Source organism: Vibrio sp. SALL6 (genome assembly GCF_002002385.1).
Taxonomy (GTDB): domain Bacteria; phylum Pseudomonadota; class Gammaproteobacteria; order Enterobacterales; family Vibrionaceae; genus Vibrio; species Vibrio parahaemolyticus.
Map to the genome: position 1 here is coordinate 35,676 of NZ_MQVK01000001.1, position 16,228 is coordinate 51,903.

14 protein-coding genes are annotated in these 16,228 nt (G+C 48.2%); 8 read left to right on the plus strand and 6 right to left on the minus strand.

Annotation, left to right across the window (positions count from 1 at the left end; all coding sequences use genetic code 11):
- Positions 1-26: 26 nt before the first annotated feature.
- Positions 27-851: a xanthosine phosphorylase gene (gene xapA / locus BIW15_RS00185; RefSeq protein ID WP_015296049.1), complete on the minus strand. Its 825-nt coding sequence runs from the start codon at positions 849-851 to the stop codon at positions 27-29.
- A gap of 121 nt (positions 852-972) precedes the next feature.
- Here xapA and BIW15_RS00190 point away from each other — a divergent pair, with 121 nt between their 5' ends.
- Positions 973-1,878: a LysR family transcriptional regulator gene (locus tag BIW15_RS00190; protein ID WP_179115204.1), complete on the plus strand. Its 906-nt coding sequence runs from the start codon at positions 973-975 to the stop codon at positions 1,876-1,878.
- 80 nt (positions 1,879-1,958) lie between these two features.
- Here the strand turns inward: BIW15_RS00190 and gorA are convergent, their stop codons facing one another.
- The gene (gene gorA, locus BIW15_RS00195; RefSeq protein ID WP_005478739.1) at positions 1,959-3,314 is read right to left on the minus strand and encodes a glutathione-disulfide reductase; all 1,356 of its coding nucleotides are present in this window, start codon (positions 3,312-3,314) and stop codon (positions 1,959-1,961) included.
- A 259-nt stretch (positions 3,315-3,573) separates the two neighbouring features.
- Positions 3,574-4,413, minus strand: a complete 840-nt coding sequence (locus tag BIW15_RS00200) for a 23S rRNA (adenine(2030)-N(6))-methyltransferase RlmJ (protein ID WP_020904400.1) — start codon at positions 4,411-4,413, stop codon at positions 3,574-3,576.
- Positions 4,414-4,812: 399 nt separating this feature from the next.
- Here BIW15_RS00200 and prlC point away from each other — a divergent pair, with 399 nt between their 5' ends.
- The gene (prlC, locus tag BIW15_RS00205) at positions 4,813-6,855 is read left to right on the plus strand and encodes an oligopeptidase A (RefSeq protein WP_005478727.1); all 2,043 of its coding nucleotides are present in this window, start codon (positions 4,813-4,815) and stop codon (positions 6,853-6,855) included.
- Positions 6,856-6,921: 66 nt separating this feature from the next.
- On the opposite strand, the gene asnC is transcribed toward prlC, so the two are convergent.
- Positions 6,922-7,386 (minus strand): transcriptional regulator AsnC, encoded by a 465-nt coding sequence (asnC, locus tag BIW15_RS00210; protein WP_005465258.1) that lies wholly within the window; start codon positions 7,384-7,386, stop codon positions 6,922-6,924.
- A 113-nt stretch (positions 7,387-7,499) separates the two neighbouring features.
- Here asnC and BIW15_RS00215 point away from each other — a divergent pair, with 113 nt between their 5' ends.
- From BIW15_RS00215 to BIW15_RS00225, 3 genes are all read left to right on the plus strand, one after another.
- On the plus strand, positions 7,500-10,640 hold the full coding sequence (locus BIW15_RS00215; RefSeq protein WP_005496646.1) for an EAL domain-containing protein: 3,141 nt from the start codon (positions 7,500-7,502) through the stop codon (positions 10,638-10,640).
- Between the two features lie 89 nt (positions 10,641-10,729).
- Positions 10,730-11,509: a class I SAM-dependent methyltransferase gene (locus BIW15_RS00220; protein WP_029816686.1), complete on the plus strand. Its 780-nt coding sequence runs from the start codon at positions 10,730-10,732 to the stop codon at positions 11,507-11,509.
- Between the two features lie 186 nt (positions 11,510-11,695).
- A complete protein-coding gene (locus tag BIW15_RS00225; protein WP_077280396.1) occupies positions 11,696-12,268 on the plus strand; it encodes a hypothetical protein in 573 nt (190 codons plus the stop codon).
- A 70-nt stretch (positions 12,269-12,338) separates the two neighbouring features.
- Here BIW15_RS00225 and BIW15_RS00230 read toward each other — a convergent pair whose 3' ends face one another.
- Positions 12,339-13,217 carry a carboxylate/amino acid/amine transporter gene (locus tag BIW15_RS00230; RefSeq protein ID WP_005467602.1) on the minus strand — a complete coding sequence of 293 codons (879 nt, stop codon included), beginning with the start codon at positions 13,215-13,217 and terminating at the stop codon, positions 12,339-12,341.
- A 64-nt stretch (positions 13,218-13,281) separates the two neighbouring features.
- Positions 13,282-13,707 carry a universal stress protein UspA gene (gene uspA / locus BIW15_RS00235; protein WP_005467601.1) on the minus strand — a complete coding sequence of 142 codons (426 nt, stop codon included), beginning with the start codon at positions 13,705-13,707 and terminating at the stop codon, positions 13,282-13,284.
- A 227-nt stretch (positions 13,708-13,934) separates the two neighbouring features.
- Here uspA and ftnA point away from each other — a divergent pair, with 227 nt between their 5' ends.
- From ftnA to BIW15_RS00250, 3 genes are all read left to right on the plus strand, one after another.
- Positions 13,935-14,462 (plus strand): non-heme ferritin, encoded by a 528-nt coding sequence (gene ftnA, locus BIW15_RS00240; RefSeq protein WP_005467599.1) that lies wholly within the window; start codon positions 13,935-13,937, stop codon positions 14,460-14,462.
- Between the two features lie 90 nt (positions 14,463-14,552).
- Positions 14,553-14,876 carry a universal stress protein UspB gene (gene uspB, locus BIW15_RS00245; RefSeq protein WP_005394407.1) on the plus strand — a complete coding sequence of 108 codons (324 nt, stop codon included), beginning with the start codon at positions 14,553-14,555 and terminating at the stop codon, positions 14,874-14,876.
- A 157-nt stretch (positions 14,877-15,033) separates the two neighbouring features.
- Positions 15,034-16,227 carry an NAD(P)/FAD-dependent oxidoreductase gene (locus BIW15_RS00250; RefSeq protein WP_029844798.1) on the plus strand — a complete coding sequence of 398 codons (1,194 nt, stop codon included), beginning with the start codon at positions 15,034-15,036 and terminating at the stop codon, positions 16,225-16,227.
- Position 16,228 lies beyond the last annotated feature (1 nt).

Consider the following 16,228-nt stretch of genomic DNA (forward strand, 5'->3'; position numbering starts at 1 on the left):
CTTTTGCTTTTTGGAATGAAGCGGCTTTAGAAGTGATGCTTCATAAAGCGCTTAATAAAGCGAATGAAATCTGCTTCGGCTAGCTTCGCGCACTTCAATGTTTGGGCGTGAGACAATTCTACATCTCCCAAGCCTTCTGCCATGTTGGTGATCGCACACACTGCCAATACGGGTAAGCCGCAATGCGCCGCAGAAATCACTTCTGGCACGACCGACATGCCCACCACATCACCACCGATGATTTGCATCATGCGGATTTCGGCTGCGGTCTCAAAGTTGGGGCCTGTGTAAGAGACAAACACACCTTCATTCAGGTGAATGCCATTGGCTTTGCCGACTTCAAACGCTTCTGCGCGCAGGTCTTTGTCGTACGCATTGGCGAGGCTGAAGAACCTCGGGCCGTACTCTTCATCATTCGGACCGATCATTGGAGATTCAGGCATGGTATTGATGTGGTCATGAAATACCACCAGAGAACCGACGTCGATGCGTTCAGGGCGAAGTGAGCCTGCCGCGTTGGTGACGAGCAGAAACTCACAGCCCAGCTTTTTAAAGGTGCGCACGGGCGTTGTCATGACCTTCATTGAGCCGTGTTCGTAGTAGTGACCGCGACCTTTCATGCACACTACGTCTACGCCGCCCATGGTACCAAGCACCAACTCACCAGAGTGGCCTTGCACGGTGCTAACCGGAAACCCTTCGAGCTCTTCGTATGGAATGACCACTTTGTCTTGTAGTTCGTCTGCCAATACGCCTAAGCCAGAGCCTAAAATAAACGCTGCTTTAGGTTGGAAGTTTGGTTTGCGTTCGCGAATGGTTTGTAGCGCGCCGATTACTGGATCCTGATTCATGTTAGTCACCTTCTGGTTGTGTGTTGATTCCATTGTGTGACTTTCTGCGCTGGTTATCTTTGCTTTATTCGCTACTATCATTCTTAAAAAGAGGATGATGAAATTCGCTAGGACTCAATGTATGAAGTCAGAACCATTTGAGCGCGTGACGCTGAAGATGCTGCGTTACTTTTACGAGGTCGCACAAACCAAGCATTTCACTAAGGCCGCCGAGAACCTCAATATCACCAATTCGCCGTTGAGCAATCGCATCAAAGAGTTGGAAGAGGTGCTTAACGTCAAACTGTTTGAGCGTGATTCAAGAAACGTCATGCTGACGGAGGCCGGGCGATTGTTGGAGTCCAAATGCCAACTGATTTTTCAGACCTTGGATGTCTCGCTCAATCAAGTGCAGCAAGTGGGTTTGAACCAGAGAAATATCTTGCGAGTTGGGGTGGTAAGTAGTGCATTTTGGGGCGGATTTGATCGTTTGTTACAGCGCTTCCATGCTGAGCATGGCAGTTATCACGCCGACATTTTTGACCTTAACCCAGAGACGCAAAAGAAGCATCTGAGTGAGAAGAAAATCGACGTGGGCATTGTACGTTTTGCCGATGCACTCAACATTTATCCGTATCAGTCGGTATCTTTGGGCAAAGATGTGTTTGTGGTGGCGGTGTCGGAGCAACATGAGTTAGCCAGCAAATCTTTGCTGCGGCTCCAAGATTTAAAGACGAGTGAGTTTGCGTTTATGAGCTTGGCGAATTCTGCCTCGGCAAACTTCATCATCAATGCCTGTCTGCAAGAAGGCTTTTCACCCCATATTGGCAAACAAGTGGTGGAGCCAAGCACCTTGATGGCGTATGTAGCAAACAGCAATACCGTGACGTTGGTGCCGTCGACGTTTTCTCAGCATCATTGGCGTGGGATTCGTTTTATCAAGCTGAAAGAGTCACTGCGTGCAGACTTATGTCTGATTCATGACGGTAAGCAGGAGAGTGCTATCAAAGCCGAGTTTATTCGCACGTTATTGGAGAATGCGAGTTAAGCATGGTCTAACAAAAAAGGTCACCCTAAGGTGACCTTTTCAAATGATTTGCTGAAATCAGCAATGCGATTAGCGCGCAATTAACGCATCGTTACGAACTCTTCAGAGCCCGTTGGGTGGATAGCCACAACAGAGTCGAAGTCTGCTTTGGTTGCGCCCATCTTCATTGCTACGCCGAAGCCTTGGATCATTTCATCTACCGTGAAACCGATGCCATGTAGACCAACAACCGTTTCTTCTTCGCCCGCACATACAAGCTTCATCTTACATGGTTGACGGTGCTTAGTAACGGCGGTGTACATCGCAGTAAAGCCAGACGTGTAGACTTTGATATTGTCTTTGCCGTACTTCTCTTCCGCTTCTTGCGTTGTAAGACCGATAGTGCCGATTGGTGGGTGGCTAAATACCACAGTTGGTACCAAATCGTAGTCCATCTTCGCGTTTGGTTTATTGTTGAACAAACGCTCAGAAAGTTGACGACCCGCTTTCACGGCTACTGGCGTTAGCTCGATACCGCCTTCCATGATGTCACCCACACAGTAGATGCCTTTCACGTTGGTTTCTTGGTATTCGTCTACCTTAATGTAGCCTTTTTCGTTCGTTGCAACGCCAGTTGACGCTAGGTTGATTGCGTCTGTTGCTGGGTGACGACCGATTGCCCAAATCAGTTGGTCAACGTTTTGGCTCTCACCGTTTTCTAGGTGCAGAGTTAGGCTGCCATCGGCTTCTTTTACCACTTCTTTTGGTACAGAATGGGTGTGCAGTGTTGGGCCTTCTGCTTCCATCACTTCAACCAACGTATCGATGATCATTGGGTCGAAGCTACGCAGTGGTGACTCTTTACGTACGAACAGGTGCGTTTCTGTACCTAGTGCGTGCAGTACGCCAGCAATTTCAACTGCGATGTAGCCAGCGCCGACAACCGCAACGCGTTTTGGTTGCTCTGCTAGGTCGAAGAAGCCGTTTGAATCGATGCCGTATTCAGCGCCTGGAATGTTTGGAATAGTAGGACGACCACCCACCGCGATCAGGATGTGATCCGCAGTATAATGTTCACCGTTTACTTCTACGGTTTTCTCGTCAACAAACTTAGCAAAGCCTTTAATCACGTTTACTTTGTTGTTGCCAAGAACGCGATCGTAAGATTGGTGAATACGACCAATGTACGCCTGACGGCTCTCAACCAGTTTGCTCCAGTCGAAACCTTTCACGTCGACATCAAAACCGTAATCTTCTGCGTACAGGTTCATTGCTTCTGCGATTTGTGCGCCGTGCCACATCACTTTCTTCGGTACACAACCTACGTTTACACAGGTACCACCGAGATCTTGAGCTTCGATTAGCGCAACTTTCGCGCCGTACATCGCCGCACGGTTTGCAGATGCGATGCCGCCACTGCCGCCACCGATACAGATATAGTCAAAATGAGTCGCCATTACTTTCTCCAAGAGCTTATAAATTTTATCTGGTACATAGATAGATTGGGATGACCTTGCCTGAACTCAATGCCACCGTTATCCCACTATCATAAATCGAATGTAACGAATTCCTAAATGGGAAAAAGTGACATTGCTTATGACAAATAGCGATGAGAGGTACAAAAAGAAGAATAAGCGCGATCAGACGGCGGAGTTGAGAGCATAAAAAAGCGCAACGAAAATGTCGTTGCGCTGAGAGGTTTCGGTGCAGAAGTGTTTACTCTGGCACAATCCAGTCCACTTTCCAGTGGCCGGTGGCTGGTGCGATCGCGTCTTGCAGGAATGGCAGAATCTCTTTCATCTGGCTTTCCAGTTTCCACGGTGGGTTAATCACAATCATGCCGGATGCCGTCATGCCGCGCTCGTTGGTATCGGGTGCGACACCCAATTCGATTTGCAGAATTTTACGAATGCCAAGACCTTCTAGACCTTCAATCATGTCTTCGATGTCGTGACGGTTTACCACAGGGTACCAAATCGCGTAGATGCCCGTAGCCCAACGTTTGTGGCTTTGGTAAATCGCTTGCACCACATCGCGGTACTCTTTAGCTAGCTCGTATGGCGGGTCAATCAGTACCAAGCCACGACGTTCTTGCGGTGGTAGGCTGCCTTTTAGACGCTTAAAGCCATCTTCTTTGTAGATGCTGACTTGGCGGTCGCGATGGAATTCTTGCTCCAGCAATGGGTGATCGGCTGGGTGCAGTTCTGTCAGTACCATGCGGTCTTGTGGGCGGATTTGCGCACGCGCCACACGCGGTGAGCCTGGGTAGTAGCGCAGCTTATCGCCGTTGTTGAGTGCTTTGATTGCATCGATGTAGCTTTTGATGTCTTCAGGAATATTTGGGTTATCCCAAATACGCGCGATGCCTTGTTTGTATTCGCCCGTTTTCTCAGACCATTCGTGAGTCAGATCGTAACGGCCCACACCCGAGTGGGTATCGTGATAAACGAATGGCTTATCTTTTTGTTTCAGCGCATCAAGAATGAGGCTTTGAACGATGTGTTTGACCACGTCGGCATGGTTGCCAGCGTGGAAGCTGTGGCGGTAACTTAACAAATTAAACTCTCGAAACACTCTTTGGCTGAGTGTGGTCTGTGATTTCAGATACAATAAATTTTCGGTGTGTTGAGGGTATTATACCCAACATCCTTGCAGATGCAGAATCTCCGTTTGATTTTGCGCGACTTAAAATGCACTCACTATTGAAATCTCTTTAAGTCACCCATACTTACTAAACATATTGAACCTAAGTGGGATCGCGGTGCTCCAATAGAGTGCTCTGCCACTTAGGCAGAATAAGACTCAAGGACAGAGCAAGCTCTCGTTGATCATCCGGTCATCGCAGCATAGAGAAAGGGAACGGAGCTCCCCCAATCCATGTTGTCGGCTTACTTGTGCATTGGGTCCGCCTATTTTATGGGCAGTCATAGAGCCAAAACACAAAAGGAATTATTCATGTCTAATCCACTTCTAACGTTTACGGACCTACCTCCGTTTTCGCAAATCAAACCAGAACACATTAAACCTGCTGTCGAGCAGGCGATTGCAGATTGTCGCGCCAAAGTTGAAGAGGTGCTAAAAGACAACACCAACCCAACTTGGGAAAATGTGATTGCTCCTCTAGAAGAAATTGATGACCGCCTGAGCCGCATTTGGTCGCCAGTTGGTCACATGAACTCTGTGGTGAACAGCGAAGCTCTGCGTGAAGCGTACGAAAGCTGCCTACCAATTTTGTCGGAATACGGCACTTGGGTTGGTCAGCACAAAGGCCTGTACGAAGCGTACAAGACCATCAAAGCGAGCGAAGAATTTGCAACGCTAACGCGTGCCCAACAGAAAACCATCACCGATGCGCTACGTGACTTCGAATTGTCGGGCATCGGCTTGCCATCAGACGAGCAGCACCGTTACGGCGAGATCAGCAAACGCATGTCTGAGCTGAGCTCTAAATTCTCCAACAATGTGCTGGATGCCACCATGGGTTGGACCAAGCACATCACGGATGAGAAAGACCTCGCGGGTATGCCAGAATCGGCGTTGGCAGCAGCAAAAGCCGCTGCAGAAGCAAAAGAGCTCGATGGCTACCTGATCACGCTGGATATCCCATCTTACCTACCTGTCATGACGTACTGCGACAACCAAGAGTTGCGTAAAGAAGTGTACGAAGCGTACGTGACGCGCGCTTCTGATCGTGGTCCAAACGCAGGCAAATGGGACAACTCAGAAATCATTACTGAGCAGCTAAAACTGCGTCATGAAATCGCACGTATGCTGGGCTTCAACACCTTCAGTGAGAAGTCGTTGGCGACCAAAATGGCAGAAACTCCGGCTCAAGTGCTTGGTTTCCTAAATGACTTAGCGACACGTGCGAAACCGCAGGGTGAGCGCGAAATTGAAGAGTTGCGTCAGTTTACTAAGAGCGAATTTGGCGTTGAAGAGCTGAACGTGTGGGATATCGCTTACTACAGCGAGAAGCAAAAACAGCACTTGTTCCAAATCTCGGACGAAGAGCTGCGCCCATACTTCCCAGAGTCAAAAGTCGTGAGCGGTCTGTTTGAAGTGTTAAACCGCGTGTTTGGCATGACCGTTACTGAGCGTGAAGGCGTAGACACTTGGCACGAATCTGTGCGCTTTTTCGATATCTTTGACGCTGAAGGCACACTACGTGGCAGCTTCTACCTAGATCTCTACGCTCGTGAACACAAACGTGGCGGCGCGTGGATGGATGACTGTCGTGGTCGTCGTATTACGCTATCTGGCGAACTGCAAACGCCGGTTGCGTACCTAACCTGTAACTTCAACCGTCCAGTAGGCGACAAGCCAGCACTGTTTACGCACGATGAAGTTGTGACACTTTTCCATGAATTTGGTCACGGCATCCACCACATGCTGACGCAGGTAGAAACTGGCGCGGTATCAGGCATTAATGGCGTACCTTGGGATGCGGTTGAGCTACCAAGTCAGTTCCTAGAAAACTGGTGTTGGGAAGAAGACGCGCTGGCGTTCATTTCTGGTCACTACGAAACGGGCGAGCCGCTACCAAAAGTGATGCTAGACAAAATGCTCGCGGCGAAAAACTTCCAATCTGCGATGGGTATTTTGCGTCAGCTAGAATTCGGCTTGTTCGACTTCACGCTTCACACCGAATATGACCCAGAAGTGGGTGCACGTGTGCTGGAAACCTTGGCAGAAGTGAAAGAGAAAGTGGCGGTTGTTCCAGCGGTTGAGTGGGCGCGTTTCTCACACAGCTTCGGTCACATCTTCGCTGGTGGTTACAGCGCGGGTTACTACAGCTACCTATGGGCAGAAGTGTTGTCGTCAGACGCATTCTCTCGTTTTGAAGAAGAAGGTATCTTCAACAAAGAGACGGGGCAAAGCTTCCTGAACAACATTCTAGAAATGGGTGGCAGTGAAGAGCCAATGGAGCTGTTTAAGCGCTTCCGTGGTCGTGAACCACAAATCGATGCACTGCTGCGCCATTCGGGTATTGCGGCGTAAATTGAGCAAAAAACACCAAGGCCAACCGTTCGGTTGGCCTTTTTTGTACATTTTTTATAAAAAATTTTACGGATTCACGTTGCGGTTGATCGGGTTTTGCAACGATATCAATGTCTCCGTGGACTGAACCTCATCAATGGCTTGCAGCTTATCAATCAGCACAAATTGCAGCTCTTCAATCGATTTGCACATCAATTTGACGAATATGTTATACGCGCCTGTGGTGTAGTAAGCTTCCACTACCTCATCGAGAGCATTGAGTTTTTCTAACGCGGAATGGTAGTCACGCGCCGCGTTAAGGTTAATACCAATAAAGCAACACACATCGTAGCCGAGCTTCTTGGTATTTACGATCACCTCCGTACCCTCGATTATGTCAGCCGATTTCATTTTCTCGATACGCACATGAATGGTGGCAGGGCTGACATCGAACTGCTTAGCCATTTCGGCGTAAGGCGTTCTGGCGTCTGCCATAAGTGTTTTTAAGATTGCGCGGTCAAGGTCGTCGAGTTTCGGCAGGCTCGCATTCATACTATTATTTCCGTTGGGTATGAGAGTTACGTCTCTTTTATACTCACAGCGGACACGATTCACAAGGTTTGGCAGGGGTAACTGCGGGTTAACTCCGATGCTATGGAGAGAATGTGCAGCGTTTTCTGATTTTGGTCGCCTTATTCTGGAGTGCATGTGCCTGGAGTGAACTGACACTTGCTCAAGAGCCGAAGGTGCTTGTCGTCCATTCTTATCACCAAGGATTCTTTTGGACGGATTCTATTCAGCGCGGGATCGATCAACAACTCGATGACCGTGAGATGGACATGCGCGTCTTATACTTGGATTCCAAGCGCAACCAGAGCGAGCAGTTTTTTACCCAGCTCGAATCACTCTATCGCACCAAGTTGAGCGATGAGCGTTTTGATGCCATTTTGGTGACGGACAACAATGCATTGGAATTGATGCAGCACTTGGCGCCGTTGATCAAAGACACGCCAGTGATTTTCTGTGGCATCAACAATTACCGTCCTTCCTTTCATCAATCACTTAACGCAACCGGCGTGATTGAGAACGTCGATTTAGAAGCGAACTTAGCGCTGATCGAGCGTTTGCATCCAGACAATAAGCAGATTTACATCATTAGTGATCATTCGGTGACTGGTGCGATACTTCGCGACGAGATTGACGATTTTATCCAACAACATGACCGTTATCGCAACAAGATCACTCAACTTGTCCCTGACAATGTTGAAGCATTGAAGAAAAAAATCGCTCAACTCAATAAAGAAAATGTGGTGCTGTTTTGGACTTACTACCGCGACAAAGATGGTGTGGTCGGCAGCGAACGTGACTGGATTCAGATCAACAAGGCCTCCAACGCGCCATTGTTTATGGTACACGACGTAGGTTTGGGTCATGGTGCGGTGGGCGGCGTGATTCAAAGTGGTTATCGGCAAGGTGTTGAAGCGGCTAGATTACTTGAACAAGTGCTCGACCACCCACAAGAACCATTACCTCCGGTGGTGAATGGCGATTCTGAAATCAAGCTCGATTACCAAGCGGTTGTGCGCTGGGGGTTGGGCGCAGAGCAAGAATCCTCGGCGGTCTTTTTTAATAAGCCGATGGAATTTTCGGAGCGTTTCGCCAAAGAAATTCGCTTGTTTGGCAGTTTGTTCGTGCTGATGCTGGTGGCCATTTTGCTACTGAGCTACTACTTGCAACGCATTCGCCGCAGCGAGACGGCTGCTCGTGAAAGCCAGGCGATTTTAGAGTCCATTTTTGACCAAAGTATGCAGTACATGGGGATTTTGGATAAACATGGTTTGCTTAAATCTGGCAACGATCGTCTGCAATCTTTACTCTATCATCAGGAATTACGCTTAGATAAGCCACTTTGGTTACATCAAAACTGGAGTGAGCAAGCACGCCACGCGATCGCCGATTATTTTGACGCACCGCAGCAACAAGTTTCGACATTTGAAGCCGAAATCTGGAGCAAAGAGCATGGCTCTATGGTGCTCGAAATTTCCTTAAAGCCGTTCTCCCAGCAGGTAGGCAAACAAAAGCAGTATCTGTTTGAGGCGCGTGATATCACCAGCCGTAAGTTGATGGAAGATAAGCTCTATCAGCGTGAGTCGAGCTTGCGTAATTACTACGAGCAGCAGCCTGTGATGATGGTGACGCTCGACAGCCACAACCGCATCCAAGAAGTGAACCGATTCGCGCAACTGTTATTGGGCTACGAGCCGATTGAGATGCTCGGCCATCGCCTGCGAGAATTCTATCTTGATGACAAAGCGCTGTTCCCACGTCAGGTGTTGTTACAACCGAGTCATCAAGTTCATGATGTGTGGCGACGTGAAATCGAGTATCGCCATGCTGACGGGCACAGTGTTTGGGTACGCGAAAACATTCGACCGCTCAACGATTCCGATCAGTTGCTGATTGTGGGTGAAGACATTTCAGAGACCAAACTTTTGGCTGAGAAGTTAGAGTATCAGGCGCGTTATGACTTATTGACGGGGACATACAACCGCAACCACTTTGAGTTGGAGTTGAAAACCGCGCTGCGTGAAGTGGATAGCCACCGCCGAGTGCATGCGATGTTGTACCTCGATCTCGACCAGTTGAAAGTGCTTAATGATACCGTTGGGCACGATGCGGGCGATGCCGCGATTCAATTTTGCGCCAGCATGTTGGAAGAGGTGCTGCCATACAACTCCGTGCTTGCGCGAATGGGTGGCGATGAATTTGCGGTGCTACTGAAAGATTGCGACGAGTATGGCGCGATCAATATTGCGAAGGTGATTATCTCCACATTGGGTGAGCACCTGTTTATCTGGGAAGACACACGCTTATTCATCAGTTGTTCGGTCGGCATTCGTATCATCGATCACACGGCAGAAACGCCGCAAATGGTGCACGCGCAAGCGGATTCGGCGTGCCATGCGGCGAAAGAGCAAGGGCGTAACCGTTACAATCTGTTCAGCTTAGATAATGAAGAGTTGCAGCGTCGTCAGATGGAAATGCAGAGCGTCAACTTGGTGCACGAGGCGTTATCCAATCAGCGCTTGGAGCTGTTTGCTCAACGAGTGATGAATTTGCAGTCGCCAGAGTCGCTGATGTATTTCGAGATTTTGGTGCGTATTCGTGACGCGCAGGGTAACTACGTCTCTCCGGCGATTTTCATTCCCGCTTCCGAGCGTTATAACATTGCGCATTGGATTGATAAGCAGGTGATCAACCAAGCGCTTGAATGGTTTGAACAGCGACCAGACGTAGTGGAAAAGTTGGGGCGTTGCTCGATTAACCTTTCTGGTCAATCCATGGGGAATCAGGAATTTATCGATTTTCTCTTCGAACGATTGAAAAACTCGACCATGCCGTGCGAAAAAATCTGTTTAGAAATCACAGAGACGGCGGCCATGGGCAATTTAGATCAAGCCATCGACTTTTTCACCAGAGCCAAATCGCTCGGCTGTATGATTGCGCTGGACGATTTTGGTTCGGGCTTGTCGTCTTTTGGTTACTTGAAGAAACTTCCTGTAGATATAGTGAAAATTGATGGCCTTTTCGTGCGAGATATCGACGTGAATGAAATGGACCGAGTGATGGTTCGCTCCATTAACGATTTGGCAAAGCAGCTTGGCAAAGTTACGGTGGCGGAATTTGTCGAAAACGAACAAGTCATGCAGCACTTGATCGACCTTGGTGTGGATTACGGGCAAGGTTATGGCATTGGTCACCCGAAACCGTTGGCAGAATTGGTCGAGAATCTCTCTTCGCTTTAACCTTGGCATCTCGCCGCCAATCTAGCTTTTAGAGGTAACTTGGGTATACACTCAGCGCCAGTTACCTCGATTTTTATTGGAGCCTCCTTTTGCAACTGCAATTGATCTGTGAAGACCCGTCTCAACAATTTCATCTCGACGAACTGGCTGCGCGTTGGCAGCTTTCTCACTCTGACGAGAGCGACTTTGCTTTGGTGCTGACTGCGGAGCGTTTAGAGCTGCGTAAAGTCGATGAGCCTAAGCTCGGTGCGATTTTTGTAGATTTGATTGGTGGCGCGGTGGGTCATCGCCGTAAATTCGGTGGCGGCAAAGGGCAAGCGATCGCAAAAGCCGCAGGCTTGAACAAAGGTGCGACCCCAACCGTGTTAGACGGCACGGCAGGCCTTGGTCGTGATGCGTTCGTGCTCGCATCGCTAGGTTGTAAAGTGCAGATGGTCGAGCGTCACCCAGTCGTGGCGGCCTTGTTGGATGACGGCTTGGCTCGCGCGAAACAAGACCCAGAAATCGGCTCGTGGGTATCTGAGCGTATGTCGTTGATCCATGCCTCCAGCCATGACGCGCTGGATCAACTGGCGCAAAACCGCGAGTTTGTGAAACCGGATGTGGTGTATCTCGACCCGATGTACCCACACCCAGAAAACAAAAAGAAATCCGCGTTGGTGAAAAAAGAGATGCGCGTCTTCCAATCTTTGGTGGGAGCGGATTTGGATGCCGATGGATTGCTCGAACCTGCTCTGGCATTGGCAACGAAACGCGTGGTGGTTAAGCGCCCGGACTACGCGAACTGGCTGAACGAGCAAAAGCCAAGCATGGCGATTGAAACCAAAAAGAACCGTTTCGACGTCTACGTTAAAGCCTCGATGGCATAACCTCCTGACTCGCAAAAACTTCTCGTCACAGCATTGAACCAAGTGCTGTGACGCTGCCATTCTTTCCTGAACACTATTGATAGTTTTCACTTGCTAATTCGACACTCTGACTGTATATCTAACTAAGAATTATTATTATTTCACTTGTTGTGATGCTGTCGATAATTGGGAAGCTGGAGTAGTCGAATGTCTAAACGCTTATGTAAGATGAACCGCAAACAAATTGCGGCCAACTTGGGTGACATTCACCGTTTGGTCGTCGCACCTAAGTTCGTTTGTCGCTCTTGTGCACGCTCTTCCGCTTCTAAAGACTCATTGTGTAAGCCTGCCGCAATTCCTCCACAAAAATGCCAAGACAAGCCGTTAAACGAGCAACAAGCATGCGGTCTGTTAGCTGAAGCGCTGCCTGCGCAATCCATTTCCGTCACGCCAAAACACAGCGCAGAAAAGGCGGCGATCGTGAAACGTGTGGTCGAGCGAGTGAAAGAGAAGAAACAAGCCGCGAAAGTGGTGACACCAGTGTCGATGGCGGCTCCTGCACTGTTTGATTTGGCCGATAAAAAAGCGCTTAAGAAAGCGAAAAAGGCACTGAAAAAACACTACAAACAGCAGAAAAAGCTGCTAAAAGTGGCAAAAAAGCAGCAGAAGTTGCTCAAGCGTCAACGCAAACTGGAAGCCCGCAATGCGAAGTTGGAAGTGTTGTTATCAACGCCGCCTAATGCGTTGATGGGCGCAAGCTCGCAAGCCAAAGTGCATTAATTGAATTAAAAAAACGCTCTCCAGTTGGAGAGCGTTTTTTATTGCTGGAATATGTGTCGAGAAAGGCACGTTACTTATTGGCGTAGCTCATTTCAACGCGTTTTTTCACCCACGTTTCATTAATCCACAGCGATAGCATGATGATCGCGCCGCCAATCGCGAGGCGTACGATGTCGACGTCTCGGTTCCAAATTACGATATTCACAATTAAGCCTGCTGGCACTAACGCGTTGTTCATTACCGCTAACGCGCCGGCATTCACTAAGGTTGCCCCTTTGTTCCACGCAAAGTAACCAAAGCCTGATGCAATCAAACCAAGGTAGGTCAAAATGCCCCATTGGGTTGCGGTGGTTGGCAGTTTGTCGAGGTTGCCCATGAGCGCGAAAGCCACGGTTGCTACACAAAGCGCACCCAAGTAGAAGTAACCAAACACGGTGTGCTGTGGTAAATCGACGGGCTCACTTTCCATGATGTATTTGTAGCCCACCTGACCGATGGCAAAACAGAGGTTCGCCCCTTGCACGACCAAAAAGCCCATTAGGAAGTTTTCATTAATGCCAGCGAATTTGATCCATGCGGCCCCCGCGACTGCGATCAGCGCGGTGACTAAATACCAAGGCGAAAAACGACCTTTCAGGAAGTCGTAAATCAGCGTCACATAAATCGGTGTGAATACAGTGAACAGCAACACTTCTGGAACAGAAAGGAGTAAGAAAGACTGGTAGTAGAAGCAGTACATTAAACCGAGCTGAAAGCCGCCGACGATCATTAGTTTCGCGATCAGAGATTTGCTTACGCCGCGAAATTTAAGGAAAGGAATGAATACAACGCTGGCCAGTGCCACACGCATGAACACGGAGAACCAAGAATCAACCTGACCAGCAAGGTAAACGCCAATCAGGCTGAATGAAAATGCCCAAAGCAGGGTAACTGCGGATAGATAAGCCATAGATGAGAATCTTTATCAACAACAAATATGCCCGCAGTCTAACCAAGTTTTAACGTCGCGCCAATCAGTCTTTTAGCGGTACGACCAGCATATCGACTGGTGAACAGTTAATCAGTTGACGAGTTGAAGAGAGAATCTTGCTCCAGAAATCTTGGTGATGACCACAAACCACTAAATCGATACTGTAATCTTTGATCGTGTCGCACAACTCGTTACTTAAATCACCACTGCCGACTAAAGTATGAGTGATTGGGTATTGAGCGTACTCCGCAAAGTTTGCCAATTGGGTACGAGACGCTTCCATTGCTTGATGCTGCGCTTCTGCCATGTTGATATCGATAAGCCCGGTGTAGAGCTCTGCGTAATTCACGTCGATGTGAATAAAAGAGACTTTCGCATCCAGAGGTTTAGCCAGTGATACGGCTTTCTTAATCAACACTTTACTGTCGTCTGAAAGGTCGACTGCCACAAGTATGTGTTTGTAACTCATATTGCTATCTCCTTGTAAGGTCGTATACCTAAGCAACCTCGAACTGACCTCAGTGCCAAGGCCCTGACTTCGACATTTATGAAGTCACTTGGGTATAGTTTCAGATTAGCACTAACCCTTGAGAAATTTTGCCGAAGTGATCTCATATCATTATTGTAGGTACAAAGTCTTGTCTCAGTAATCATGTTATAGTGGTGTAAAACGCATGCACATAAATAGGAGTTAACATGCTGTCTCAAACTATGGTCGAACAATTGAATGAGCAAATTAACCTAGAATTTTTCTCATCCAATCTATACTTACAAATGAGTGCTTGGTGTGAAGACAAAGGTTTTGAAGGTGCGGCTGAATTTTTACGTGCACACGCCGTAGAAGAGATGGAGCACATGCAACGCCTGTTCACGTATGTGAGTGAAACTGGCTCAATGCCTATCCTAGGCGCGATTGAAGCACCAAAACATGATTTCGCAAGCCTAGGTGATGTTTTCCGTGAAACCTACGAACATGAGCAAATGATCACGGAAAAAATCAATAAATTGGCGCATGTTGCATTTACAAGCCAAGACTACTCAACGTTTAACTTCCTACAGTGGTACGTGTCAGAACAGCACGAAGAAGAGAAGTTGTTTAAAGGGATTTTAGATAAGATCGAATTGGTTGGTGAGGACGGCAAAGCATTGTTCTTCATCGACAAAGATCTAGCTCAAATGGCGAAAGAAGGTTCATCTTCAATCATGGGTGCTCCAGCTGCGTAAAGCGTTCTCAACGCGATAAGTAGCGGTTAAAAGACGAAGCATTGATCGTCTTTTTCTCTTGAGCATTGTTGAAGATGTAGGGAGGAAAAGATGATCAGTGGAGACACAATCTTATTTGCGCTAATGGTAGTAACGGGGGTCAATATGATCCGTTATCTCACCGCTCTTCGTTCTCTTATTTACATCATGCGTGAAGCGCACCCATTGTTGTATCAACAAGTGGATGGCAATGGTTTCTTCACCACTCACGGTAACGTCACCAAACAGGTGCGTTTGTTCCACTACATTAAAAGCAAAGAGTATCACCATCACCATGATGAGATATTCACAGGTAAGTGTGAACGGGTGCGTGAGTTGTTTGTGCTATCAACCGCGTTGCTTGGTGTTACCCTACTGGCGGCCTTCATCTTGTAGGTCTTTCCAGCTAAGCCGTACTAGGCGATGCTTGGAATTTAAGCGCTTTTCCCTTTCGACATTTGTCGGTAGAATGGCGCTCTTAGAAAGCAAGGATGTGCAATAAGCACATCCTTTTTTATTGTTTTGGATTTTGGATAGAGCCTAAGAGCGACCGATGAGTAAGAAATTTGATGTTGTTGTAATTGGCGCGGGAGCCGCGGGTTTGATGTGTGCTGCAGAAGCAGGCAAGCGCGGACGCAGTGTGCTTGTGCTGGATCATGCCAAAAAGCCAGGACGTAAAATCCTTATCTCTGGTGGTGGCCGCTGCAACTTCACCAACTACGACGTGTCGGCGAATAACTACTTATGCCAGAACCCTCATTTCGTTAAATCGGCGCTGTCGCAGTATACCAACTGGGACTTCATCTCCTTGGTCAGCAAACACGGTATTGAATTTGAAGAGCGCGATCACGGCCAATTGTTTTGTGTCGATGCCTTTACCGCCAAAGACATCGTGAAGATGCTGCTGGCCGAGTGTGACATGCCAAACATTCAACAGCGTTACCAATGCGATGTGCACACCATTGAGAAAACCGAAGAAGGCTTTCGTCTGCACGCGGGTACTGAGCTCATTGAGTGCGAATCTTTGGTGATTGCGACCGGTGGCCTTTCCATGCCAAAACTGGGCGCGACGCCATTTGGTTACAAAGTGGCTGAGCAGTTTGGTCTGCCGGTAATCCCAACCACGGCGGGACTTGTGCCATTTACGCTGCACAAAGAAGACAAAGAAGATTTTGCTGAACTGTCTGGTATTGCTGTGCCTGCGGAAATTACCGCCGAAGATGGCACCATGTTCAAAGAAGCGCTGTTGTTTACTCACCGCGGCTTATCGGGCCCTTCGATTTTGCAAATTTCCTCTTTCTGGAAAGCGGGTCAGAAAGTTTCTATCAACTTAGTTCCTAACGAAGACATCGCTCTGCTGCTCGAGCGCAGCCTTGAGAAACATCCAAATCAATCGCTAAAGAATACCTTAGCAAAAGTACTGCCAAAGCGTTTAGTGGAAGTGCTGATTGAACGTAAAGAGCTGATGGACAAACCTCTCAAGCAGTTCAACCCGAAAGAGCTTGCTAGCGTGGTAGAGCGTTTAGAAAACTGGTCAATCGCACCTAATGGCACTGAAGGCTACCGCACGGCGGAAGTAACTTTGGGTGGTGTAGATACCGATCACCTGTCTTCTAAAACCATGGAATGTAAAAACATCAAAGGCCTGTACTTCATCGGCGAAGTGATGGATGTGACCGGTTGGTTAGGTGGCTATAACTTCCAATGGTGCTGGTCGAGTGGCTTTGTGGCAGGTCAGTGGGTGTAAT

What these genes read in the sequence shown, in the direction of transcription:
- xapA (WP_015296049.1), bottom strand. Translation starts at nt 851, where the DNA reads ATGAATCAGGATCCAGTAATCGGCGCGCTACAAACCATTCGCGAACGC.
- BIW15_RS00190 (WP_179115204.1), top strand. Translation starts at nt 973, where the DNA reads ATGAAGTCAGAACCATTTGAGCGCGTGACGCTGAAGATGCTGCGTTAC.
- gorA (WP_005478739.1), bottom strand. Translation starts at nt 3,314, where the DNA reads ATGGCGACTCATTTTGACTATATCTGTATCGGTGGCGGCAGTGGCGGC.
- prlC (WP_005478727.1), top strand. Translation starts at nt 4,813, where the DNA reads ATGTCTAATCCACTTCTAACGTTTACGGACCTACCTCCGTTTTCGCAA.
- asnC (WP_005465258.1), bottom strand. Translation starts at nt 7,386, where the DNA reads ATGAATGCGAGCCTGCCGAAACTCGACGACCTTGACCGCGCAATCTTA.
- BIW15_RS00225 (WP_077280396.1), top strand. Translation starts at nt 11,696, where the DNA reads ATGTCTAAACGCTTATGTAAGATGAACCGCAAACAAATTGCGGCCAAC.
- BIW15_RS00230 (WP_005467602.1), bottom strand. Translation starts at nt 13,217, where the DNA reads ATGGCTTATCTATCCGCAGTTACCCTGCTTTGGGCATTTTCATTCAGC.
- uspA (WP_005467601.1), bottom strand. Translation starts at nt 13,707, where the DNA reads ATGAGTTACAAACACATACTTGTGGCAGTCGACCTTTCAGACGACAGT.
- ftnA (WP_005467599.1), top strand. Translation starts at nt 13,935, where the DNA reads ATGCTGTCTCAAACTATGGTCGAACAATTGAATGAGCAAATTAACCTA.
- uspB (WP_005394407.1), top strand. Translation starts at nt 14,553, where the DNA reads ATGATCAGTGGAGACACAATCTTATTTGCGCTAATGGTAGTAACGGGG.
- BIW15_RS00250 (WP_029844798.1), top strand. Translation starts at nt 15,034, where the DNA reads ATGAGTAAGAAATTTGATGTTGTTGTAATTGGCGCGGGAGCCGCGGGT.